General features: G+C 60.5%; 19 protein-coding genes and 1 pseudogene. 7 read left to right on the top strand and 13 right to left on the bottom strand.

Annotation, left to right across the window (positions count from 1 at the left end; translation table 11 throughout):
• Positions 1-117: 117 nt before the first annotated feature.
• Positions 118-1,563, top strand: a complete 1,446-nt coding sequence (locus tag NXC14_RS13400; RefSeq protein WP_085780104.1) for an adenylate/guanylate cyclase domain-containing protein — start codon at positions 118-120, stop codon at positions 1,561-1,563.
• 207 nt (positions 1,564-1,770) lie between these two features.
• Here the strand turns inward: NXC14_RS13400 and NXC14_RS13395 are convergent, their stop codons facing one another.
• Positions 1,771-2,412, bottom strand: coding sequence for a dihydrofolate reductase family protein (locus tag NXC14_RS13395; protein ID WP_085778552.1), 642 nt, complete (start codon positions 2,410-2,412; stop codon positions 1,771-1,773).
• An 89-nt stretch (positions 2,413-2,501) separates the two neighbouring features.
• On the opposite strand from NXC14_RS13395, the gene NXC14_RS13390 reads away from it, so the two are divergent.
• Positions 2,502-3,023, top strand: coding sequence for a helix-turn-helix domain-containing protein (locus NXC14_RS13390; protein ID WP_085778551.1), 522 nt, complete (start codon positions 2,502-2,504; stop codon positions 3,021-3,023).
• Positions 3,024-3,589: 566 nt separating this feature from the next.
• Here the strand turns inward: NXC14_RS13390 and NXC14_RS13385 are convergent.
• Entirely contained in the window at positions 3,590-4,084 is a 495-nt protein-coding gene (locus tag NXC14_RS13385; protein ID WP_085778550.1) for a BA14K family protein, read from the bottom strand.
• 201 nt (positions 4,085-4,285) lie between these two features.
• On the opposite strand from NXC14_RS13385, the gene NXC14_RS32990 reads away from it, so the two are divergent.
• Positions 4,286-5,269: a hypothetical protein gene (locus NXC14_RS32990; RefSeq protein WP_198175450.1), complete on the top strand. Its 984-nt coding sequence runs from the start codon at positions 4,286-4,288 to the stop codon at positions 5,267-5,269.
• Between the two features lie 140 nt (positions 5,270-5,409).
• Here NXC14_RS32990 and NXC14_RS33385 read toward each other — a convergent pair whose 3' ends face one another.
• The 3 genes from NXC14_RS33385 to NXC14_RS13360 all read right to left on the bottom strand — a co-directional run bounded on the left by NXC14_RS33385 (position 5,410) and on the right by NXC14_RS13360 (position 6,932).
• On the bottom strand, positions 5,410-5,625 hold the full coding sequence (locus NXC14_RS33385; protein WP_085778548.1) for a hypothetical protein: 216 nt from the start codon (positions 5,623-5,625) through the stop codon (positions 5,410-5,412).
• 189 nt (positions 5,626-5,814) lie between these two features.
• Positions 5,815-6,045, bottom strand: a complete 231-nt coding sequence (locus NXC14_RS13365; protein ID WP_085778547.1) for a hypothetical protein — start codon at positions 6,043-6,045, stop codon at positions 5,815-5,817.
• Positions 6,046-6,095: 50 nt separating this feature from the next.
• Positions 6,096-6,932 (bottom strand): alpha/beta hydrolase, encoded by an 837-nt coding sequence (locus tag NXC14_RS13360; protein ID WP_085778546.1) that lies wholly within the window; start codon positions 6,930-6,932, stop codon positions 6,096-6,098.
• A gap of 525 nt (positions 6,933-7,457) precedes the next feature.
• Between NXC14_RS13360 and NXC14_RS13355 the strand changes: the two genes are divergently transcribed.
• A complete protein-coding gene (locus NXC14_RS13355; protein WP_085778545.1) occupies positions 7,458-8,414 on the top strand; it encodes a trypsin-like peptidase domain-containing protein in 957 nt (318 codons plus the stop codon).
• A 167-nt stretch (positions 8,415-8,581) separates the two neighbouring features.
• Here the strand turns inward: NXC14_RS13355 and dusA are convergent, their stop codons facing one another.
• The 6 genes from dusA to NXC14_RS13325 all read right to left on the bottom strand — a co-directional run bounded on the left by dusA (position 8,582) and on the right by NXC14_RS13325 (position 17,117).
• On the bottom strand, positions 8,582-9,583 hold the full coding sequence (gene dusA / locus NXC14_RS13350) for a tRNA dihydrouridine(20/20a) synthase DusA (protein WP_085778544.1): 1,002 nt from the start codon (positions 9,581-9,583) through the stop codon (positions 8,582-8,584).
• Positions 9,584-9,767: 184 nt separating this feature from the next.
• Complete coding sequence (locus tag NXC14_RS13345; RefSeq protein WP_003540801.1) at positions 9,768-9,980, bottom strand: cold-shock protein; 213 nt, start codon at positions 9,978-9,980, stop codon at positions 9,768-9,770.
• A gap of 692 nt (positions 9,981-10,672) precedes the next feature.
• Positions 10,673-11,140 carry a DUF3828 domain-containing protein gene (locus NXC14_RS13340; protein WP_085778543.1) on the bottom strand — a complete coding sequence of 156 codons (468 nt, stop codon included), beginning with the start codon at positions 11,138-11,140 and terminating at the stop codon, positions 10,673-10,675.
• Positions 11,141-11,364: 224 nt separating this feature from the next.
• Positions 11,365-13,485: a calcium-binding protein gene (locus NXC14_RS13335; RefSeq protein WP_085780103.1), complete on the bottom strand. Its 2,121-nt coding sequence runs from the start codon at positions 13,483-13,485 to the stop codon at positions 11,365-11,367.
• A gap of 65 nt (positions 13,486-13,550) precedes the next feature.
• Positions 13,551-16,346 carry a metal-binding protein gene (locus NXC14_RS13330; protein WP_085778542.1) on the bottom strand — a complete coding sequence of 932 codons (2,796 nt, stop codon included), beginning with the start codon at positions 16,344-16,346 and terminating at the stop codon, positions 13,551-13,553.
• A gap of 384 nt (positions 16,347-16,730) precedes the next feature.
• Complete coding sequence (locus NXC14_RS13325; protein WP_085778541.1) at positions 16,731-17,117, bottom strand: GNAT family N-acetyltransferase; 387 nt, start codon at positions 17,115-17,117, stop codon at positions 16,731-16,733.
• A 188-nt stretch (positions 17,118-17,305) separates the two neighbouring features.
• Here NXC14_RS13325 and NXC14_RS33380 point away from each other — a divergent pair.
• Positions 17,306-17,490 (top strand): annotated as a pseudogene (locus NXC14_RS33380) (SOS response-associated peptidase); the annotation flags it as partial.
• A gap of 77 nt (positions 17,491-17,567) precedes the next feature.
• The gene (locus NXC14_RS32980; RefSeq protein ID WP_198175448.1) at positions 17,568-17,828 is read left to right on the top strand and encodes a hypothetical protein; all 261 of its coding nucleotides are present in this window, start codon (positions 17,568-17,570) and stop codon (positions 17,826-17,828) included.
• Here NXC14_RS32980 and NXC14_RS13315 read toward each other — a convergent pair.
• Both NXC14_RS13315 and uvrB read right to left on the bottom strand, forming a co-directional pair.
• Positions 17,825-18,049, bottom strand: a complete 225-nt coding sequence (locus NXC14_RS13315; RefSeq protein WP_245362097.1) for a hypothetical protein — start codon at positions 18,047-18,049, stop codon at positions 17,825-17,827. The two genes, NXC14_RS32980 and NXC14_RS13315, sit on opposite strands and share 4 nt — an antisense overlap.
• Positions 18,050-18,335: 286 nt before the next feature.
• On the bottom strand, positions 18,336-21,344 hold the full coding sequence (uvrB, locus tag NXC14_RS13310; protein WP_085778539.1) for an excinuclease ABC subunit UvrB: 3,009 nt from the start codon (positions 21,342-21,344) through the stop codon (positions 18,336-18,338).
• 239 nt (positions 21,345-21,583) lie between these two features.
• Here uvrB and NXC14_RS13305 point away from each other — a divergent pair, with 239 nt between their 5' ends.
• Positions 21,584-21,916, top strand: a complete 333-nt coding sequence (locus NXC14_RS13305; protein ID WP_198175529.1) for a DUF982 domain-containing protein — start codon at positions 21,584-21,586, stop codon at positions 21,914-21,916.
• Positions 21,917-21,984: the final 68 nt, after the last annotated feature.

Raw genomic sequence — 21,984 nt, 5'->3', positions numbered from 1 at the left:
GGCTAACCCGTAAGACTTCTGCTCGGCGAGGCTCCGTTTGATCCGCACGGACGAGCGTCTGTTATAATCGCGACGATCCCCGGTCGCATGGCCTGGCCGAACTTTGCGAGGCGTCAGATGACTGACGTTCAGGAACGGCTCCTTGAGAGCAAGATGACCGAGATCCAGCAGGCCCGGTCCTGGAGCCCGCGGGGCCTCGCCAAATTCGAAAACCTGATCCGCAGCGGTGACGATCTGTCCCTCTACCGGATCAACCCGCTGGCTTTCGCGCACGACGTCGCCATTTTGGAGGCGGAAAGCATCGATCTCTTTCTCTATGCGACGCGCAGCGGTTTGTTCGAGATGAGCTGGGACGTCGTATGTCCCCAATCCGGAATGGTGCTCGATAGTTTCGGCGCCTTGAGAACGCTGAAGACTCACTATGTCTGCGGCCTGTGCGACGTCTCCGGCGAAACCGACCTCGACGATTTCATCGAAGTCACGTTCACAGTGTCGCCGCAGCTGCGCCGGCTGTCTTTTCACGATCCCGGCTCGCTCTCGGTTGAGGATTTTCACTGGAAGGCACGGTTTCTCAGCGATGCGCGAGTGCCCGGTCAGCAGGTCCGCTTCCTCGACGTCCTGAAAGGGCTGGTGCGCGGCCTTTCCTTCCTGACACCGGGTTCAGTTACGACGATCAGGGCTGAACTCGGCCCAGGTGCGCTCGCTGGCATCAATGTGGAGACCCAGGCGAGCTTTGCGCTGCCGGTGACAGGCCAGCCCGTTACGGCGCCGGCACTCCTCAGGATCGGGTACGACGGTCGGCATTTTTGCCCTTTGTCCTCAGCGGTTCGGCCCGGCCCGGTCATCGTCGAAGTCGAGAACTCGGCTGCCGCGCGCGGCTCACTACTCCTCATCAACTGGCCGCCCGAGATCCTGGCGCAGACCACCAAGCCGGTTCTCGATTTCGATCCTTACATGTCGGGCGGGATGCTGCTTGCGCGCCAGACTTTTAGGAGGCTGTTTCGCTCCGAATGCGTTGATGAAAGGGAGGGCCTCGGCATTCGCCAGGTGACGCTTCTCTTCACCGATCTCAAGGGTTCGACCGCGATGTACGAGCGGCTCGGCGATCTCAATGCCTATGCGCTGGTGCGCGAGCATTTCGCCCTGCTCGGCGCCACGGTGCAGGAGCATTCGGGCGCGATCGTCAAGACGATCGGCGACGCGGTGATGGCGGCCTTCTCCCGCCCGAGCGACGCCATCTCGGCTGCTCTGCATATGCTTGAAGAAATTGAGCGCTTCAACGGCGAGCATGGCGATCCCAGCATCATCCTGAAGATCGGCGCCCATTGCGGTCCGTCGATCGCCGTGACCTTGAACGACAACCTCGATTATTTCGGGCAGACCGTCAATGTCGCGGCACGGGTGCAATCATTGGCCGAGGCCGGCGAGATCTGTCTATCCGAAGCCCTGTTTTCGGCGCCTGACGTCAGCCGGCTGCTCTCCGGACACAGGGTGGTCGCCTTCGAGGCTCCGCTTCGGGGCGTCGAAGGGATGGCATGCGTCTACCGGGTGATGCCGGCCTAATCCCAAGTCCGTTGATTTATGAAAGTCGTCATGAAAATGGACGACCGCGAGATGCGTGTGGAGAAGCCCATAAAAAAGCACGGGCAAAATGTGACGGGATCGACGCGAGGCGAGACGGCGATGGCAGACGCCTGGTTCTGACGCCGGAAGAAATATTCTTCCGGCGATGCTCACGCTCGAGATCGCCGGACCGAACCGGCGGCTCGCTTATTTCGCCAGTACGACATGCGTGGCTTTTTCGCTGGCGGCATGCTCGACGACGCGGAAGCCCAGAGCAGGAAGGTCGACGCCTGCAAACATCGCTTCGCCCTTGCCAAGCACGACGGCCGAGACGGCGAAATGCAGCTCGTCGATCAGACCCGCCTGAAGATATTGGCGGACGGTCGCCACCCCGCCGCCGATCTTCACATCCTTATCGCCGGCCGACGCCTTCGCCTGGTCGAGTGCCTCATGAATGCCGCCGGTGACGAAATGGAAGGTGGTGCCTCCCTCCATGACAACCGGTTCGCGTGGATAATGGGTGAGGATATAGGTCGGCGCGTGGTAAGGCGGGTTCGGACCCCACCAGCCTTTCCATGCGTCGTCGGGCCATTCGCCGCGGATCGGGCCGAACATGTTGCGCCCGAGAATGAAGGCGCCCAAATTGGCCATGGCGCGGGATGCGTAATCCTCGTCGATTCCGGATGAACCGTCGTCCTTACCCATCATCGCGCGGAAGGTGCGCGTGTGGAAGAACCACTGAAACATTTCCGACCCGCGCTTTCCGAGCGGATCATTCAGGCTTTGCTCCGGCCCAGCGCCGAAGCCATCCACGGAAACGGAAAACCCCGCGACGCGCACCTTAGACATGCTTTACTCCATCTGATTGCGAATTGAAACTAGTTGTTATCTCGCACGAGTGATCCTATAATGCAACTGGTTTCTGCAGGAGATGCTTCGTGGATATAGAATTGCGGTCCGGCTGTCCGATCAACCTGACGATGGAGGTGCTCGGCGACCGATGGAGTCTGATTATTATCCGCGACATCATGTTCGGCAACCGCCGGCATTTCCGCGATCTGCTCAATCATTCGGAGGAGGGGATCGCCTCCAATATCCTGGCTGCCCGGCTGAAGCGGCTGCTCTCGCTCGGCTTCATCAGCAAGCGGGACGATCCGAGCCACAGCCAGAAAGCAATCTACAGCCTGACGGAACCGGCAATCCAGCTCGTTCCCCTGTTCGCCATGATCGGCGCTTGGGGCAGGCGTCACCTGCCGGTGAGCGAGGACCTCAGCATTCGCGCCGAGTTGCTGGAAGAGGGCGGACAGCCGCTCTGGGACGAATTCATGGAGGATCTTCGGCGGATCCACATCGTCGATCCGATCGGCGGGGCAAACGGGACGGTGACTTCGCCGGTGCTGGCGAAGCTGACGGCGGCATTTCTGGTGGTGCGGGAGAAGATGGCGGCTGAGGTGGCGTGATTTAGGCGAAGGGTGGTGGTGGAAGGTGTGCGTTGCGACTAACTAATCTTGTCGCTTTGTTCATTGACTCGTGGGGCTGGGGTTATGATCGTTTTCAACCTTCCAATAGGATTTTCCTGTTGTTGCTTACGTTTTCGTAAGTCCATTTCAATCCCCGTCGGCATTCCTGCCTGTTATAGTCGCTCCCAATCCGCTCTTTCAGATTGACTTGCAACGCCTGGCCGTCGATTTCACCGGTGATCGAACCTGTCCTTCCTTATCGCTTGATACAAGTTCGAATTCTCCGGCTCGGCCGTCTAGACCCCCCTCGATAAATTCGCTCACCGGTCTCCAGCTTCCATCGATTTGTTTCCCCGGGCGTTTCCGAGGTGGGCGATGCTTACGGCCTTGCTGGGAAATTCAACAGTGCGGTGTCTCCTGATGTCATAGGTCACCTTGCAAATGCGGCCGCTCGGAAGGTTCGATCCCGGCTAGACAGCACGACGGAGAGCCGCTGGGAAGCATTTACGTACCAACAAAAAGCCCCGCACGTAGATGCGGGGCCTTTGCAGTACTGACGACTGAATTTACCGGCACTGACGGCGCGGGCCGTAGCTCGGCTGGTAGGTGTTGTCGTAGGCTCGGTAGGACCGGTAGCGGGCGTAGCAATATTCAGCATGCGAGCTGTAGCCACGTGAACTGTAGGCGCCCGGCTGCGACGCGATGATGCCGCCGATGAGGGCGCCAGCCGCCAAGCCGCCAATGATAGCGCCGGTGTTGTCGTGGTGGTGGTGGTGCCAGCGGTGGTCATAACGGCGATCCCAGCCGTAGCGGTCGTCTCGGTAATAGTCGCGATCGCGGTGGTAATGGCGTCGCGGATACCACCTGCGGCCATTGCTGAACTGGCCAGGGCAGTTCGTGAAGTTATTGCAGCCGACCGCGATGATCCGAGCATCGCCGCCCCCGGTCTCCGGCAGCACCGCCTGTTGTACCGAGCTCGGCACAAAGACTGGGCCTGCAGATGCGGGCATTCCTGAGAATGCCGTCGCAATCGACAGGGCAATGATGGCGAATCTTTGCATGTTACTCACCTTAGGTAAACCGATGTATCAGGGACAACGTTGCGGGAGGGATTTGGTTTCATTTTGGGATGGATTCACCTTTCGTGGCTGAATATTCAGGGAAAAGTTCAAATTGAAAGAAGATGTCCAATTGGATCTTTACTGGGAAGCTCGATGATCTCGACGTAGCGGCGTTGCGGCGCCGGGATAGGAAGGATCATTATGCAGCTCTCCAGAATTTTTGGCGTTCTCTGTCTCTCCACCAATTTGGCGCTCGCGCCCCTCAACACCATCTTTCCAGATCTCTCGCCAGCTTTCGCCAAGGGCGGCAACGGCGGCGGTGGCGGTGGTGGTAACGGCGGCGGCGGTGGCGGTGGTGGTAACGGGGGCGGCGGTGGCGGTGGTGGAAGCGGCGGCGGCAGCCATGGCGGCGGCAGTGGAAGCAGCGGCAGCCATGGCGGCGCCGGCAGCAAGAGCAGCGGCGGAAAGGATAGCGCCAGCTCCAGCGGCAAGACGACCGGCAGCCGCAGCGCGAAGAGCTCGGGCAAGTCGATCGAGGCCGGGAAGACGAAATCGACCAAGCAGACCGTCAGCACGAAAGGCGCGGCCAAGAAGACGACTATCGCCGCAGCGCCTGCGACTAGGCCCGCGAAGAAGCCCGCGGCGGAACTCGCGGGACTGAATTCGCTGAAGCGCAATTACCACGCGCTGATGAATACCGCGGACCCAAAGATGGCAGCGATCGCGGCGTACGCTACCGCTTACGCTCAGTATGAGTTGGCCAACGGGGTTGCCCCGCCGGCGGACGATCCTGTTCTCGGCGACGCCGCTCTGACGACAGCACTGGCTTCGGCGACCAAGACGGGCACGCTCAGCCCCGAAGCTTTGGCCTGGGCTAAGGACACGCTCGGCATCGGCACGGCTGTCGGCACGATCGACCAGATGAGAGACGCGTTGGCGGCTGCGGCGCCGGTCGCGAAAGAACCAATGGCGGAGACCCCGACGACGGAGACTCCGGCAACCGAGACTCCGACTGGCGAAACCGCCGAGGGCAGCGAGACGACAGATCCTAGCGCAACCGCGGAAACGCCGGAAGCCGAGACGGGCAGCACGGAAGAAGTATCGGGAACGACCGAATCGGCGCCGGCTGTAGATTCAACCGAAACCTCGGCCACAGCAACGAGTACCGAGGCGACTGGCCTCTAAATCACCGGAAATGGCTAGCGTATCGGTTCGAAATCGGCATAAATTTCCGGGCCGATACGTGGATCAAATTGTTAGCGCGCTTTTGTGCGTCTGAAACGAGGATCACGGGCAGGGTGTCGTGCGGAAACTGACGCGTGCCGTCAGACTCGCTTGCCGCCGGCAAGCAGTCGAAGCTGGTCTTCATCATGCACACCCTGCCGATAAAGCTCGATAATCAGGGCTCCGAGACGATCGGCTTCTCCGCCTGCTCTGTCGATATCGAGCCCGCTACACAGGGCTTCATGCACGCGCCTGCAAATATCGAGATCTGCGGAGGCGAGTGGTTCGTCACGCGTGCTGAAAAGCTTGTCTGACATCGCAATCAGCCCTTTTGGGATGCCGTGAATCGGTATTGTGCAAAAAAATAATTTCGCAGCCCTTGCTTCGCAAGATGGGCGAACGTCCGAAATCAGAACAATATGGGAGCCGCGGCAAGACGCGGCGCCGGGGTGGAGCTGAAATCAATCGGCGCCTCGGCCGGACGAAATAGGCAGGGCAGAAGATCTCTATTTGGCCGCGGGATCCTTACCGCCCTGCTGCGACAGGCGCAGCTCTTTCAGGCGTTTGGTCTTTTCCCGGCGAGCCCGCTGCTCCGCCTCGATGGTTTCCTTTGCGGCACGCTCGGTATTTTCGAAACGGACCTGCCGGTAAGCCTTTGATGAGGGTTCACGTTCTCTTTTCATGGCCGCTAAACGCAAATCGACGAAAACGGTTTCATGATAAAACCGTTTTGCCAAAAAGCGGCGCGGCCGGCGGGCGCATCATCAGCGCCCGGCGATACGTCGGATCAGCCTTTGATAAAGGCGAGGATGTCGGGATTTATGATATCGGCATGGGTCGTGCACATACCGTGCGGAAATTTCTCATAGACCTTGAGCGTCGCATTCTGCAGGAGCTTGGATGAAAGCAGCGCGGAGTGGGCGATTGGCACGATCTGGTCGTCGTCGCCATGCATGACGAGGCTCGGCACGGTGATGATCTTCAGGTCTTCGGTGAAGTCGGTTTCCGAGAAGGCCTTGATACCGTCGTAATGCGCCTTGGCGCCGCCGATCATGCCCTGGCGCCACCAATTGTTGATGACCGGTTCCGACACTTTCGCACCCGGTCGGTTGAAGCTGTAGAACGGGCCGGCGGGAAGGTCATGATAGAATTGAGCGCGGTTGGCAGCGAGCTGCCTGCGCAGGTCGTCGAAGACTTCGATCGGCAAACCGCCCGGATTGGCTTCGGTTTTCACCATGATCGGCGGTACGGCGCCGATAATGACGAGCTTGGTGACCCGGCCCTGCGGCTGACCGTGGCGGGCGACATAGTGGGTCGCTTCGCCGCCGCCGGTGGAATGGCCGACATGGACGGTATTCCTGAGATCGAGATGCTCGACGACGGCTGCGGCATCGGCAGCGTAATGGTCCATGTCGTGGCCGTCGGCCACCTGGGTGGAGCGGCCGTGGCCACGCCGATCATGGGCGACGACGCGATAACCCTTGTCGAGGAAGAACAGCATCTGGGCGTCCCAGTCGTCGGAGCACAGCGGCCAGCCGTGATGGAACATGATCGGCTGGGCGCTCTTCGGCCCCCAATCCTTATAGAAAATCTCAACGCCGTCCTTGGTTGTGACTGTATTCATCTCATGGCTCCTTATAAATTGGACTGACTAAAAAGGCTGCTGCAGGCGGGATTGGCAGCGCCACGAGCGCCGTGACGCCAATGACGGGATAAGAAAGTCGCGCCGGGGATGGAAGTAGTTATTGAATGCCTCGTTCTACTTTATTGATATGACAGAAGTTTGCATGATCAGTTGTCAGGACGCTCAGTGCCCTGTTAACCGGCGACGGCGACGCAATAGGGCGGTCCTTGCCCGACTGCTTCGCGCCGCGACTTCCTTTGACGTTAGCTCGGCAGCACCGCGAGGCGGCCGAGCTAACGGGCAATGTCCGCAATGAGCCACTTTATTCCGGTTCTTGCAATCTATACGTTCGGGTAGGTGTGTTTCGCCTTCGGTTATGTTGTTGCGGATGCAGCGCGCTGGCGCTCACTTGAACGGGGATCGACGCCCAACCATCTAATCCTCACAACAACGCCATAGCGACGATCGCAACTGCGATTGCTTTGCCGGCGGCGGGACGGCCGTCTGCCGCCTGAGGATCAGAACATGGGTTACATGGATAAGGATATAGTGCCCCAGAATGACGGGGCGCTGATCGATGCCTATTCGCAATCGATCGCAGCGGCAGTCGACACGGTCGGGCCGGCGGTCAGCCGGATCGAGCGGGCGGGTGGCCGGCAGGGACACGGGTCGGGCTTTGCCGTCTCGCCCGACGGCCTGATCATTACCAACAGCCATGTCGTCGACGACGCCAAGGTGGTTCGCATCACGACGCCTGACGGATTCGTCACCGAAGGCCGGGTGCTCGGCCGGGATGTCGATACCGATATCGCTCTCATTCGCGCCAATGCCAGCACCGGGGCCTGGGCGAGGCTCGGCGATTCCCAGCGGCTGCGCAGGGGCCATATCGCGATCGCGATCGGCAATCCGCTGGGCTTCGAATGGACCGTCACTGCCGGAATCGTCTCGGCGCTCGGCCGATCGATGCGGGCGGCCAGCGGCCGGCTGATGGAGGATGTCATCCAGACCGATGCCGCGCTCAATCCCGGCAATTCCGGCGGGCCGCTGGTGTCTTCCGGTGGCGAGGTTATCGGCGTTAATACCGCCGTCATCCAGGGCGCACAGAGCATCGCCTTTGCCGTGGCATCGAACACCGCCAACTTCGTGGTGTCGGAGCTTCTCCGCTATGGCCAAGTCAGGCGCGCCTTCATCGGTATAGCAGGCGACACGATCGTGTTGCCGCGCCGGGTTGCGCTCGCGGCGGGTACGGTTCAAACGACATCCGTCCGGGTCCGCAGGGTCGAACCGGAGGGGCCGGCTGCAAAAGGCGGGCTGCAGGAGGGCGATTACATTCTCGCCATCGACGGCAACCCGGTCGGCGGCGTCGACGATATCGTCAGACTGATGGATGGCAGCAGGATCGGCAAGGAGACGGAAATCCTGGTGTTTTCGATGTCCGGCCGGATCGAGAAGAAGATATTGCTGCCGATGGCGCGGTCATAACCATTGGCTAGTTTCATAGCACGGTGAGCGCACGGATCGGCATTGCAGCTATCTCCACGCCCGCAGACCAGCCTGTCGGGGCTGCCTATGGAGATGGCGCTGATGCGAGCGCCTAGGGGCCGCGCAACCACCCAAGGAGGCCGCTGCGACAAAGGTATAATGCTACGTCAGGCGCTGACCACCTCCGGCTCCGTCCCGGAAAAATCCACTGCCGCGAAGGCCGCCGCCAGTACCTCCGGCCCGGCACCGTTTTTTGCCGCGTCGGTGGAGAGGATCTGACGGTAGCGCCGCGCCCCGGGAAGGCCGGTGAACAGGCCGACCATGTGGCGGGCCACGTGCTGCAGCCGGCCGCCGGCGGCGATATGACGCTCGGCATAGGCCATCATCCGGTCGCACAGCGCCTGCCAGTCAGGCTCGACCGCCGGCGCGCCGAAGAAGCGCCGGTCGACGTCAGCGAGGATCGCCGCGTTCTGGTAGGCGGCCCGGCCGAGCATGACGCCGTCGACATGGGCGAGGTGCTGGGCGGCCTCGTCGAGTGTGCGGATGCCGCCGTTGATGCCGATGAACACATCGGGCCAGCGCTGTTTTATCCGGTAGACGATTTCGTAGTCGAGCGGCGGGATCTCGCGATTCTCCTTCGGGCTCAAGCCCTTCAGCCAGGCCTTGCGAGCATGGATCCAGATCGCGTCGGCGCCTGCATCGAGAACGCGGGTGATGAGTTCCGGCAGCGCCTCTTCCGGCTCCTGCTCGTCGACGCCGATCCGGCATTTCACCGTCACGGGCGCGGTCGCGATCGCCTTCATCGCCGCGACGCATTCGGCCACCGTCTCCGGCGTCAGCATCAGGCAGGCGCCGAAGGTGCCCGATTGCACGCGGTCGGAGGGGCAGCCGACATTGAGGTTGATCTCGTCATAGCCATAGGGTTCGGCGATTTTCACCGCCTCCGCAAGTTTGGCCGGATCCGATCCGCCAAGCTGCAGCGCCAACGGATGTTCCGCCGGGTCATGGCCGAGCAACCGCTCGCGCGGGCCATGGATGATGGCGTCGGCCACCACCATCTCGGTATAGAGCAGCGCCTCCCGGCTGATCTGGCGGTGGAAATAACGGCAATGCCGATCCGTCCAGTCGATCATCGGGGCGACCGCAAATATCGGCCTCTTCTCAGTCATCGACGGTCCATTGTTCCTTGTAGCCGCGGCGCCTCAATGTTGGCGCCCTGCATCGCCGCTCCGGCGAGATCATCATTAAAGGCGCATATAACACCTGGCCTTGCGATGGACAAATCCAAGCGTGGCAAACAAAAACGGCGCCCCTTTCAGAGCGCCGTTCCTGCCGCCGAAGCGATAATCTAGCTTACGAAGCCGAGATGTTGACAGCCTTCGGGCCCTTGCCCATGCGGTCCGGCTCGGTGTCGAAGGTAACCTGCTGGCCTTCGCGCAGCGACTGGATGCCAGAAGCCTGCAGCGCGGAGATGTGGACGAAAACGTCCTTTGCGCCGCCGTCCGGCGTGATGAAACCAAAACCCTTGTCCTGGTTGAAGAATTTTACGGTGCCTTTGGTGGCCATTGGGATAGTCCTTTTCCCTTAGTCTGTGTTTATCCGCGCCCCCGAGAGGAAGCGGACGGCTTTAGCTTTCGTCCCGATTGGGGTTGGGTACGAAGGGTCAGTCGGAGAAGTCACGTACGGGGAAAGAACGTCTACGCAGGCGGGTATTCCCGCGCCCCTTCCGGAACGGAAGAGATACCACATCAGTCCAGTCACCGGCATGCAAATGCCCGAGTAGGTGGATTGGTGCCATCATTTCGGTCAAAATGCAAGCGTCAATATTGTGGCATGACCTTGATAATGACCGGAAATGCCGAAGATTCAGGTACTTGACAAAAAGTTAGCGGATCCTTGCGCCGACGTGCCATATAGGGATTCCGTGCCGAAACGGGATGAGGGGCACGTGGCCGCGCATGGATTTTGCGGAGCGGCGGTCGAAGCGGCAGGCCACATTGATCAGCCCTCATCGTGAAGAGAATCGCAGAGCCTGCCTCTGGTGTTGCCGGTCCCGTCTTTGCTCCGCACTCTCCCTAAGGTGCGGAGCCCGCGGGACGAAGTCTCGAAGGACGGGGGGCGGCTCACCGGCCCCATTGCCTTGATTCTGCATAGGGGCTTTGTGGAATGCAGGTAAGGAGTTGCGCTCCCGCCCTCGTGGTTCGAGACGGCCCCTTGGGCCTCCTCACCAGGAGGGCTCTCTTTTGGCGCCTGCGGCTTTACTGCGCATCCCCCAGCAGTGCACTCAGGCTCCAGGGATTATCGCCCTGCTGATCGGCGATGTCGTCGACCTTCCAGCCGCCGTGCTCGCGGACCAAGGTGTAGAAGAGTGTCACCTCTTTGCCGTTTTCGAACTCCACCTCCACTTCGGCCCTGTCATCCAGCAGGATCGGCTGGCCGATCCTGACGTTGCTCGCCTCGCCGTCCTGGCCCGCAATGACGGGGTCGAAATCGACCGCGCCGACATCACCCTCCGGCGTATTGTCGAGATCGGCCTGGAGAAGCTTGTTAAGATGGTCGGAAAAGAAGATCGAATAGGGCGAGGGCGCTTCGGCGTCGCTCCTGTCGGTGTCGTAGCTGTAAAGCGCCTTGAGCAGCGCCTTCGGCGTCTTGTAGGTCTCCGCCGCGGCGGGCACGGCCGCGAACGCCGAGACGGCGAGGGCGAGAATGAAAGCGGGCAGACGCATGCGGACGTTCCTCGGATGAGCAGAGAATCATAGCCGAAACGCGCGTCGAGGTGGAGCGGCATTTTCGGAGGTGTCTCGACGTGGCCGCCCCCTCTGCATCTCCTGCTGGTGGCGGCAGGCAAATGCCTTAGATTGCCGCTGTGAGGCCCGCAAGACTGCGAGCCCCACCGGCGTTGAAAGCCGATCATGACGCATATCGGCGTCTGGCAGAAATCCTGTCGTGATTAGATCAAAGCATCGTGCAGCAGGCTCGACGGCTCAAAAATGTCCTTCACGGCGAGGGTGAAGTCGTGGCTGGTGATGTTGCCGGCTGCGTCATAAGCCTCGGCCGTGAAGGTCAGGCTGTGGGTGCTTTCGTAGTCGATCGCAGCCTTCGTCTGGATCTTGTTGCCGACGAGCTTGAAGATGCCGTCGGCATCATCCGTCAGCCGCCACTTCACCGTGCCGCCTTCCGGATCGACGGCGGAGAGAAGGCCGACCGAGGTGCCGATCGCGACATTCTCGGAGATCGAGCTGCGCGAGAAGGAGAGCTTGATCGGGGCCTGGTTGACCGGTGCCTCGTTGACGTCGAGCACGTTGATGGTGATGTCCTTTTCGACGGTCACCGTGCCATCGGAGACCGCGACCCTGATCGTGTGCGACTGATCCGTCTCGTAGTCGAGCGCCTTGGAGGTGATGATGCGGTTGCCCTTCAGCCGGAAGTGATCGCCAGCGCCGTCGAGCAGCGTATAGGTGAGGGTGTCGCCGTCGGCGTCCTTGGCGCTGAGCAGACCAACGGTGGTCCAAATCGGAGTATCCTCGGAGAGGGCGGTTTTCGACAGCTGGATATTGGTCGGCGCGCTGTTGTTGCGTGTGAAAGTTTCCGTGGCGAAATCGTAGAGACCATCGGCAAAACGGGCGAATTCAATGTCACGCAGCGTATCCGTCCCCTCCTGCTCGCTGGTTAGGATGTGGGCGCCATTGTCGGGCGCGAAGGAATAATTGGCGAAATTGCCGTAGAAGATTGCCGTGTCGGTGCCGGCGCTGCCGTCGAAAGTGTCGTTGCCACCTGTCCCTGTGAAGACGTCATCGCCGCCGCCGGTCTTGACGTCGATGCCGAAGGCGGTGCCGCTGATGGAGACCGAGCGGGTTGCCAACTCGTCGGAGAGATCGGCATGGGCGCTGTCCGCCAACCTCAGGGAGATAATCATGTCCTCGAAAACCGATCCGCGGGAGAGGATGATTTGTTCGAAACTGTCGAACTGCGCGGCCGAACCAAGCACGCCACCACTAAGAAGGTTGCCTTCGAACGTTTCCAGGATTTCGAAGTTCTTCACGGTGAGACCGACAAGACTGCCGGCATTCAGGCTATCGGTGTCGGCGCCGCCGTCGATTGTTCCCGAGAACGCGATGCCGGATCCATATACGGTCAGGGTCACGATATCGTTGCCGCTGCCGGCGTCTATATCGAAGACTTCGCCGTAGCCGTAAGACTCGCCATCTATGATGGTGTCATTGCCTGCGCCGCTTTTGATGATGTCGTTGCCCGCTCCCGCATTGATCCCATCCTCACCGGTGCCACTGTCAAGAATGTCGTTGCCGTCAGTTCCGATCAACACGTCGTTACCGCCGGCGGTCTTGACGTCGATACTGGAGCCGATGCCGCTGATGTAGGCCGAGCGGCTTCCCAACTCGTCTGAAAGGTCGGCATGATCGTCGTCTGCCAATTTCAGTGTGACGGCAAGGTTTTCGCCGCCCGGCATCTCGGAGTAAGTGATCTTGTCGAAGCTTTCGAACTGCGCTGCAGTGGCGATAATGTCTATTTGCGATTCAAGGATTTCGAAGTTCTGGATCGTTATGCCGGTTAGATCTGAGGCGTGCAGTTTGTCAATGCCGGCACCGCCGTCGATTATCCCGGAATTCGCGAAGCCGTAGAAATCGTTCCCTACAACCACGGTATCGTCGCCGTCGCCCGCATCGATATCGTAGACCACGCCAGCGGCAACACCAGCATCGCCATCACCGATCGTGTCGTTGCCCGCACCGCCCCTGAGGACGTCATTTCCGGCGCCGCCGCTGATCTGGTCGTCGCCGTCGCCGCCATTCAACTGGTCATTTCCGGAATAACCCCGAATGATGTCGTTGCCTGCGCCTGTTGTGATCGCATTGTCACTGTTCGAGCCCGTGACCTCTGCCGAAACCGACCCGAGCTCATCGGCTAGATCTGCCGCACCGGAACCCGAGACGACTAGGCTGACCTTGGCGTGAGGATTAGCGGCGGAATAGCGGATGACGTCGTACGCTTCGAACTCGGCTCCGGTCTTGGTAACTGTGGCGCCGTTTGTGTTCAGAATATTCAAGGCCATATTGAAACTTTCAAAAGGATGGATTTTGCCGACGCATCTCTGCGTCGGCGGCAATGGCGTTGCGGCTAGATCAGCGCTTCATGCAACGGGGCTGAAACCAACGGCTCAAAAATGTCCTTCACGGCGAGGGTGAAGTCGTGGCTGGTGATGTTGCCGGCCGCGTCATAGGCTTCGGCGGTGAAGGTAAGGCTGTGGGTGCTTTCGAAGTCGATCGCAGCCTTCGTCTGGATCTTGTTGCCGACGAGCTTGAAGATGCCGTCGGCATCATCCGTCAGCCGCCACTTCACCGTGCCGCCTTCCGGATCGACGGCGGAGAGAAGGCCGACCGAGGTGCCGATCGCGACGTTCTCGGAGATTGAGCTGCGCGAGAAGGAGAGCTTGATCGGCGCCTGGTTGACCGGTGCCTCATCGACATCGAGCACGTTGATCGTGATGTCTTTTTCGACCGTGACCTTGCCGTCGGAAACGGCGACCTTGATCGTGTGCGACTTGGCCGTCTCGTAATCTAGCGCCTTCGAGGTGACGATGCGGTTGCCCTTCAGCCGGAAGTGATCACCAGCACCGTCGAGCAGCGTGTAGGTGAGGGCGTCGCCGTCGGCATCCTTGGCGCTGAGCAGACCGACCGTTGTCCAGATCGGTGTGTCCTCGGAGAGGGCGGTTTTCGAGAGCTGGACGTTGGTTGGCGCGTTATTGGTGCTCGTGAAAGTTTGCGTGGCGAAATCGTAGATGCCATCGGCAAAGCGGGCGAATTCGACCTCTGTCAGCGTATCCGTGCCTTCGGCGGCGCTCGTCAGAATGTGATCGCCATTGTTCACCGCGAAGGAATAATTGGCGAAATTGCCTGAGAAGAGCGCGGTGTCGATACCGGCGCCGCCATCGATGGTGTCGTTGCCGGCGCCGCCCGTCAATTTGTCGTTGCCGGCATTGCCGTTGAGGATATCGTTGCCGCCGCTGCCGTCAAAAATGTCGTTGCCGTCGGTGCCGGTAAACTCGTCGTCGCCGCTACCGGTCTTGACGTCAATGCCGGAGGCGTGGCCGGCGACGAAAGATCCGAGATCTCCCAGTTCGTCGGAGAGATCGAGATGAGCGCTGTCCGTCACGGCCACCGAGGCGCGAAAATCGCCGAACGGATCGGTTGACCAGACGATTTTGTCGAAGCTTTCGAACTGCGCGCTCGAACCGGAAACGGTATATCCTGCCGTTTCCAGGACTTCGACGTTTTTAATCGTCAGGCCCAGAAGCGAGCTGGCTCGTAGCGTATCGATTCCGGCGCCGCCATCGATCGTTCCGAAATTCATTGAAGCGAATGTCTCTACAGCTATGGAATCGTCGCCGTCTCCCGCATCGATCTCAACGACCTCAGGGTTCGGGCCGAAAATCTCACCATCGTCGATCGTATCGTTGCCCGCGCCGCCCCTGATGACATCATTTCCGATGTCCCCGGAGATGTGGTCATTGCCGTCACCGCCATTCAGCGTGTCATTGCCAACTCCGCCATTGATCCAATCGTTTCCGGCGCCGCCGTTCAGTGTGTCTGAACCGTCGCCGCCTGCGATGGTGTCGTTGCCTGCGCCTGTCGTGATCACATTGTCCCCGCCTGAGCCCGTGACATCTGCCGAGCCCGAGCCCAGTTCGTCCGAAAGGTCTACCGTCCCGGAATCCGAGATGACCAGGTGAGCTGCAACGAGAGGATTGATTTCGGAGTCGCGGATGAGATCGTAGGCTTCGAACTCCGCCCCGGTCTTGGTAATCGTGGCGCCGTTGGTGTCCAGGATATTGAGCGGGGTTCCCGGCTCGGTGCTGTTGACCGTGAAGCTTTCCGTCGCGAAGTCGTAGACGCCATCGGCAAAGCGCGCGAATTCAACGTCTATCAGTGTATCCGTGCCTTCCAGCGCGCTCGTCACGACGCGGCTGCCATTGTCGACCGTGAAGGAATAATCGACGAAATTGCCGGCGAAAACAGCCGTGTCGATGCCCGAGCCGCCATCGATAGTGTCGTTGCCGCCGCCGCCGGTCAGTTTATCGTCGCCGTCATGACCACTGATGACGTCGCTGCCGCCGCTGCCGTCGAAAATGTCGTTGACGTCGCTGCCCGTGAACTCATCGTTGCCGTCGCCGGTCTTGACGTCGATACCGGAGAAGCCGTGGACACGACTTCCGAGATCTCCTAATTCGTCGGAAAGATCGAGATGGGCGCTGTCCGTCACCACTAGCGAGGGGTCATAACTGAAGAAGGGGTCGGTCGACCTGACAATCCTATCAAAGCTCTCGAACTGCGCGCTCGAGCCGCTTACCTGGAAATCGGCCAGTTCAAGCACTTCGACGTTCTCGATCGTCAGGCCGCGGAGCGCCGAGGCTCGCAAGATGTCGATCCCGGCACCGCCATCAATCGTTCCCGATATTAGTGGAGCGAATCGCTCAATGGTTATCAGATCGTCGCCGGCGCCGCCGTCAATGTCGATGATTTCTGGCTGCAGGCCGCCGTCAGGTCCGAGCACAAAGCCAAAACCGCCATCGCTGATCCGATCATTGCCGTCGCCGCCGATCAGTATGTCGTTGCCGGCGTTGCCATAGATCGTGTCGTCGCCAGCGCCGCCGGTCAGCGTGTCTGCGCCGTCGCCGCCTGAGATGGTGTCGTTGCCGGCACCCGTCGTAATCGTGTTGTCGCCGCTCGAGCCGGTCACGTTCGCCGATACCGAGCCCAGCTCGTCGGCCAGATCTGCAGCCGAGGAATCGGAGACGATGAGAGAGACAGGTACGGAAGGAGTGGCTTCAGAGTAGCGAATAACGTCGTAGGCTTCGAATTCAGCGCCTGTGTTGGTGATTGTAGCGCCGTTTGTATCCAGAATATTCAAGGCCATATTTTAGTCTTCTCCAAAAGATGGGTTTTACTCTGAAAAACGAGAAAATCCCCGAAAGAACCGTTTACTGGTTCACCGGACGACAACCTCTCGGGGATCTATGCCAACCGAAAGTGAAGTTTTCAATGAAAAATTGTGATTTTTTCTTTGATTTTTAACGAAAAGGTAAAGCTGAAATTCTGCGGAAGGATTTTGAATTTGCAAACCAAAACTCGTATTTTAGTCTTTTAATTCACAAGCGTCCTGTGCGGAGATAAGCTCGCGTATAAGCGGGAAAATTGTATTCCCCTGGGGCGCACTCGAACTGCGCGTCGTCGGTGTCGCTTTTCCGTCTAATGACGGGCTTGGCGCCTGCCATAAGAGGACGGCTTCCAGTGAGACCTCTCATGCGAGCTTGATGAGGCCCGCCGCGGTCGGGGTAAATCCGCAGGCGCGGTAGAAGCCGGCGAGATGCGGCTCGAAATCGACATGCAGCCATTCAGCGCCGCGCTCGCGGGCGATGCCCGTAGCCTGCCTGACCATGCGCGTCGCGATGCCCTGCCGCCGCATATCGGGATGGACCGAGGTATCGAGGAGGAAGGCATGAATGCCGCCATCCCAGGCGACATTGACGAAGCCGACGAGCCTGTTGGCGTGATAGGCGCCAATGTGTGCGAGGCTGCGAGGCAGGATGCGGGAGAAGTCAGGTGCTTCCGGCGTGTTCCACGCTGCGGACCAAAGGCTGGTGAGTTCGGCGGGCGAGGGAAATGGGTCGATGCGCAGTTCTGGCATGGCTGCTCCCGTTCGCTCATCAGTTGCCGGGAGTGTTTTCCGACAATTTCGCCCGCTTCGCAACCGATCTGCCACATCGGTCCCGGACGGGAAGCGTATCCCAGCAGCGCACAGCTGACGCTTTGTTGACCGGATCCTGTTCCGGAACATAATAAGAAGATCTAATCACTCGGCTGCGGAGAAGGTCCATGTGCGGACGCATATTCGTCAAGACCTCGCTTGAAGAGCTGATCAGCAATTTCCCATTTGCTGTCAGGGGCGGGGATATTCACGGGCTCGGATATCGCTTTCCCCGATGGAATGGCGCGCCGTCGCTGGATTACCCATCATCGTCAGGGACGTCGTGCGCGAGCCTGATATAACAGGCCCCATTCACCGGCTCAGGCGGGAGCCATTCACGAAACCATGCGGCAAGACATCCTCACGAGGAGAGGACAAGCATACCAGACGATGCCGGAACGCTGTTACGATCGTTCGCAACAATGCTGTTCGCAGCAGACGCAGCGCCGGATCCGGGACTTCGGCGGCTATGAGATCGGCAAGCGCCGAAAGCCTGATGTCATCGATGCGATCGCAGACGAGGTGGCGGAATTCCTCTGCACCTATCTCGACATCAAGGCGCACGGCCGACCTGCAAAGAGGGAAGCCTTAATTCTCGGCGTTAGGCAAATCGCGAAAGCGACTATTGGCAAGCGCCCGGCGAGAACCTAAACGCGTACCCATATCTTCCGAAGCGGCATGCCAACACACCCGGCCATCTCCCGATCCTGCTCCTCAGTCGTATCGGTAATATTCGGATTTCGCGCATCAAGCGCAAAGCGGCCGAACGCGGCGGGCCAGATGTGACGCAGGTCGTTCAGTGAGACGGTGCCGCCGCAGCAGGGGGCTTCGGTGTTCAGGTCTTTGAAGCCATCGGCAGAAGCGGTATCCATGGCGTCTCCCCACCATTCCTCGGCGTCCGCGCCGCAGGCGCTGCATTCCACGCCGGACCAGTTCTCGCCGGGATCGTAGAATCTGACCTCATCTTCGAAGCTTGCAGTCACTTCGTCCGCTTTGGTGGCGATGGCTTTTAGCAGGGAGACCGCACTGTCTGCGACGTCGGGGGAGGGCTGCCAATAAGGATCTGCGGGGACATAGCGCGGGAAGTTTCGGACATCGGCGCCCTCCTTTGTGCTTAAAACATCGCTAGGTGTTACTGCACCAAAAGAGCGGAATGCGCTAGCGTCCCGGCCGTCCGGTCTTGCCCTTCGTCCGTCCCTTGCGCTTCTGCTCGCCCGGCTCCTCATAACTGCCGGCTCCAACCCGGCCGCGCACGACCGGCCTGACACCATCGTCGCGTTCCGGCTGCCCTTCCAGCAGTGGTGAGAAGCGCTTCGTGCCCTTGGCGGCGTCGAGCTTTTCCGGCACATGGCCGATCACCGGCTTTTCCGTGCGGCCGACGGTCATTTCGTCGAGGGTGTTGCGGCGGAAGAGGCTCTTGTTGTCGGCGGGAGTGGCGACATGGCGGCCCATTTCGTTGAGGTCCGGCTTGCGGAAGAGGGGGGTTGACGTGTCGGTGCCTGGGCCCATGTCGTCGAGGGTGGGTTTGGAGAAGTAGGTGGGTGTGGCCCCCTCATCCGCCCTGCCGGGCACCTTCTCCCCGCTGGGGAGAAGGGATTCGCGGCTGGCTTTACCACTTCTCTTGCCACCTTCCTGGTTGCGGGCTTCCTCCCTTGCCATCGGATCGTCCATGGCGGCGAGTTCCACGGCCTTGAGGCGTTTGATTTCGTCGCGGAGGCGGGCGGCTTTTTCGAAGTCGAGGTCGGCGGCGGCGTCGCGCATGCTCTTTTCGAGGGCGTTGAGGTGGGCCTGCAGGTTGTTGCCGACGAGGTTGCCACCGTCGGCGAAGCCTTTGCCCGAGACGCCCGAGATGTCGGCGCGGACGTGGTCGCGTTCGTAGACGCTGTCGAGGATGTCGGAGATCTTGGCCTTGACCGATTCCGGCGTGATGCCGTTTTCGAGGTTATAGGCCATCTGCTTTTCGCGACGGCGGGCGGTCTCGTCCATGGCGCGCTGCATGGAGCCGGTGACGTTGTCGGCATAGAGGATGACCTTGCCGTCGACGTTACGCGCTGCACGACCAATGGTCTGGATCAGCGAGGTTTCCGAGCGCAGGAAGCCTTCCTTGTCGGCGTCGAGGATGGCGACGAAGCCGCATTCGGGGATGTCGAGGCCCTCACGCAGCAGGTTGATGCCGACGAGCACGTCGAAGGCGCCGAGGCGTAGATCGCGGATGATCTCGATGCGTTCCAGCGTGTCGATATCGGAGTGCATGTAGCGCACGCGCACGCCCTGCTCATGCAGATATTCGGTCAGGTCCTCGGCCATGCGCTTGGTCAGCACGGTGCAGAGCGTACGATAGCCCTTGGCGGCGGTCTCTCGGATCTCGCCGAGCACGTCGTCGACCTGGGTGCGGGCCGAGCGGACTTCGACCGGCGGGTCGATCAGGCCGGTCGGGCGGATCACCTGTTCGGCGAAGACGCCGCCTGATTGTTCCAGCTCCCAGCTGCCCGGCGTCGCCGAGACGGCGATCGTGTCGGGCCGCATGGCGTCCCATTCCTCGAAGCGCAGCGGCCGGTTGTCCATGCAGGAGGGCAGGCGGAAGCCGTATTCGGCCAGCGTTGCCTTGCGGCGGAAGTCGCCGCGATACATGCCGCCGATCTGCGGCACAGTGACATGGCTCTCGTCGATGAACACGATGGCATTGTCGGGAATGTATTCGAACAGCGTCGGCGGCGGATCGCCGGGGTCGCGGCCGGTGAGGTAGCGCGAATAGTTCTCGATGCCCTGGCAGGAGCCGGTGGCTTCCAGCATCTCGATATCGTAGCGGGTGCGCTGCTCCAGGCGCTGCGCCTCCAGCAGGCGGCCGGCCTTTTCCAGCTCGGCAAGGCGCAGCCTGAGCTCTTCCTTGATCGCCTTGATGGCGCCGTTAAGGGTCGGGCGCGGCGTGACATAATGCGAGTTGGCGTAGATCTTCACCGATTTCAGGTCGCCGGTCTTCTGTCCGGTCAGCGGATCGAATTCGGTGATGGCGTCGATCTCGTCGCCGAACATGCTTATGCGCCAGGCCGCATCTTCCAAGTGGGCGGGGAAGATCTCAATGGTGTCACCGCGCACGCGAAAACTGCCGCGGGTGAAATCCATGTCGCGGCGCTTGTATTGCTGGGCGACGAGATCGGCCAGCAGTTGGCGCTGGTCTAGCCGGTCGCCGACATTCATCTGGAAGGTCATCGCCGTATAGGTCTCGACCGAGCCGATACCGTAAATGCAGGAGACCGAGGCGACGATGATGCAATCGTCGCGTTCGAGCAGCGAGCGCGTCGCCGAGTGGCGCATGCGGTCGATCTGCTCGTTGATCGAGCTTTCCTTCTCGATATAGGTGTCGGAGCGCGGCACATAGGCTTCCGGCTGGTAATAATCGTAGTAGGAAACGAAATATTCCACCGCATTGTCGGGGAAGAAGTTCTTGAATTCGGAATAGAGCTGGGCGGCCAGCGTCTTGTTCGGCGCCAGGATGACGGCTGGGCGCTGCGTTTCCTCGATCACCTTGGCCATGGTGAAGGTCTTGCCGGAGCCGGTGACGCCGAGCAGCACCTGGCTGCGCTCGCCGCTCTGCAGGCCTTCGACGAGATCGCGGATCGCCGTCGGCTGGTCGCCGGCCGGCTTGTATTCGGAAGCCATGCGGATGGTGATGCCGCCTTCGGATTTGTCCGGACGGGCAGGGCGGTGCGGCGTCCAGATCTTGCCGTTCTTGTGCAGCGGATTGCCGCTCTCGATCAGCTTCGACAGCGCCTCGACAGTGGCCGTGACGCCGCCGGGCGAGATGCTGCCGGCATCCTCGAGCGAAATATCGAGACCCGCCACCGGGTTCAGGCCGGCGGCGGCGCGGGTCTTCGGGTCGGAGGAGCCACCGATCGAGACGCCGCGTGCGGTCTTGCTTGCCGTCGCTTTCTTGTTGACGCTGACGGCTTCGGTATGCTTGCGCGCCTCGTTCTCAACCTTCTTGCGGTGCTTGCCAGCCTTGGAGGCAATCTCGCGCTGGCTCTCGACGCCGGAGGCTTCGGCATCGGCCTCCAACTGCCTCACCCAATCGGCGACGGAGCCGGAGAGGGGAGCGCCCTCAAAGGACGATTGCTGGGCTTCCTCGAAACCATTCGAGGTCGGAGATTTTTTCGGAGCTTTGGCCATGGCGCGAATATGGAGAGAGTCAGCGCGAAAGGGAAGAGGGAAAGAGTACAAAAGGGAAACGAATGAATCGTTCGGATTGGCTCAACAATTCCTCGAGTTGTGGCTGTCAGCGGGCACCCGCCTCGTCCTTCGAGGCCCCTGCGGGGCGGCCTGAGGATGAGGCTCTCTTGGGCGGGGGCACCGTTGCCATCGTCTCGCCTGCGCTGGAACCGGGATCGGCCCTCGGCAGTTAATCGGATATCATTTCAGCTTCAGGTGCGACTGCCATTAGCGACCATTCCGCCTTCTGGAAAAAATCGATCTGGATCGAACTTGATACCGGCGAGCGGCTGGTTCTCCGCTCACCGCAGGATGCGCTTTATGCACTCGTCTCCGACTGGCCGATCAATGGCGGCGTCCATCAGCAGAGGGCGATCGATTTCTGCCGTGCCTGGCTTGCCGGGCGCATGCCGGCTGAAACGGTGCGGCAGGCCTTTATCCTCGCGGCGCTGGAGGCTGGCGTGGCGATCAATGATGATGATGATGATGGGAATGGGACCCCAAGTTCGGTTTCAAACCCCGGGCATAAATAGAGCTATTCAGCCAGACCCGCGTCTAATGCGCGGCGTCGAACAATTTTTATGTATTGCAAATATTATTC

The sequence above is a fragment of the Rhizobium sp. NXC14 genome, assembly GCF_002117485.1.
GTDB lineage: Bacteria > Pseudomonadota > Alphaproteobacteria > Rhizobiales > Rhizobiaceae > Rhizobium.
The sequence above is the reverse complement of the archived record's forward strand: the minus strand, read 5'-3'. Positions and strand labels throughout refer to the sequence as shown.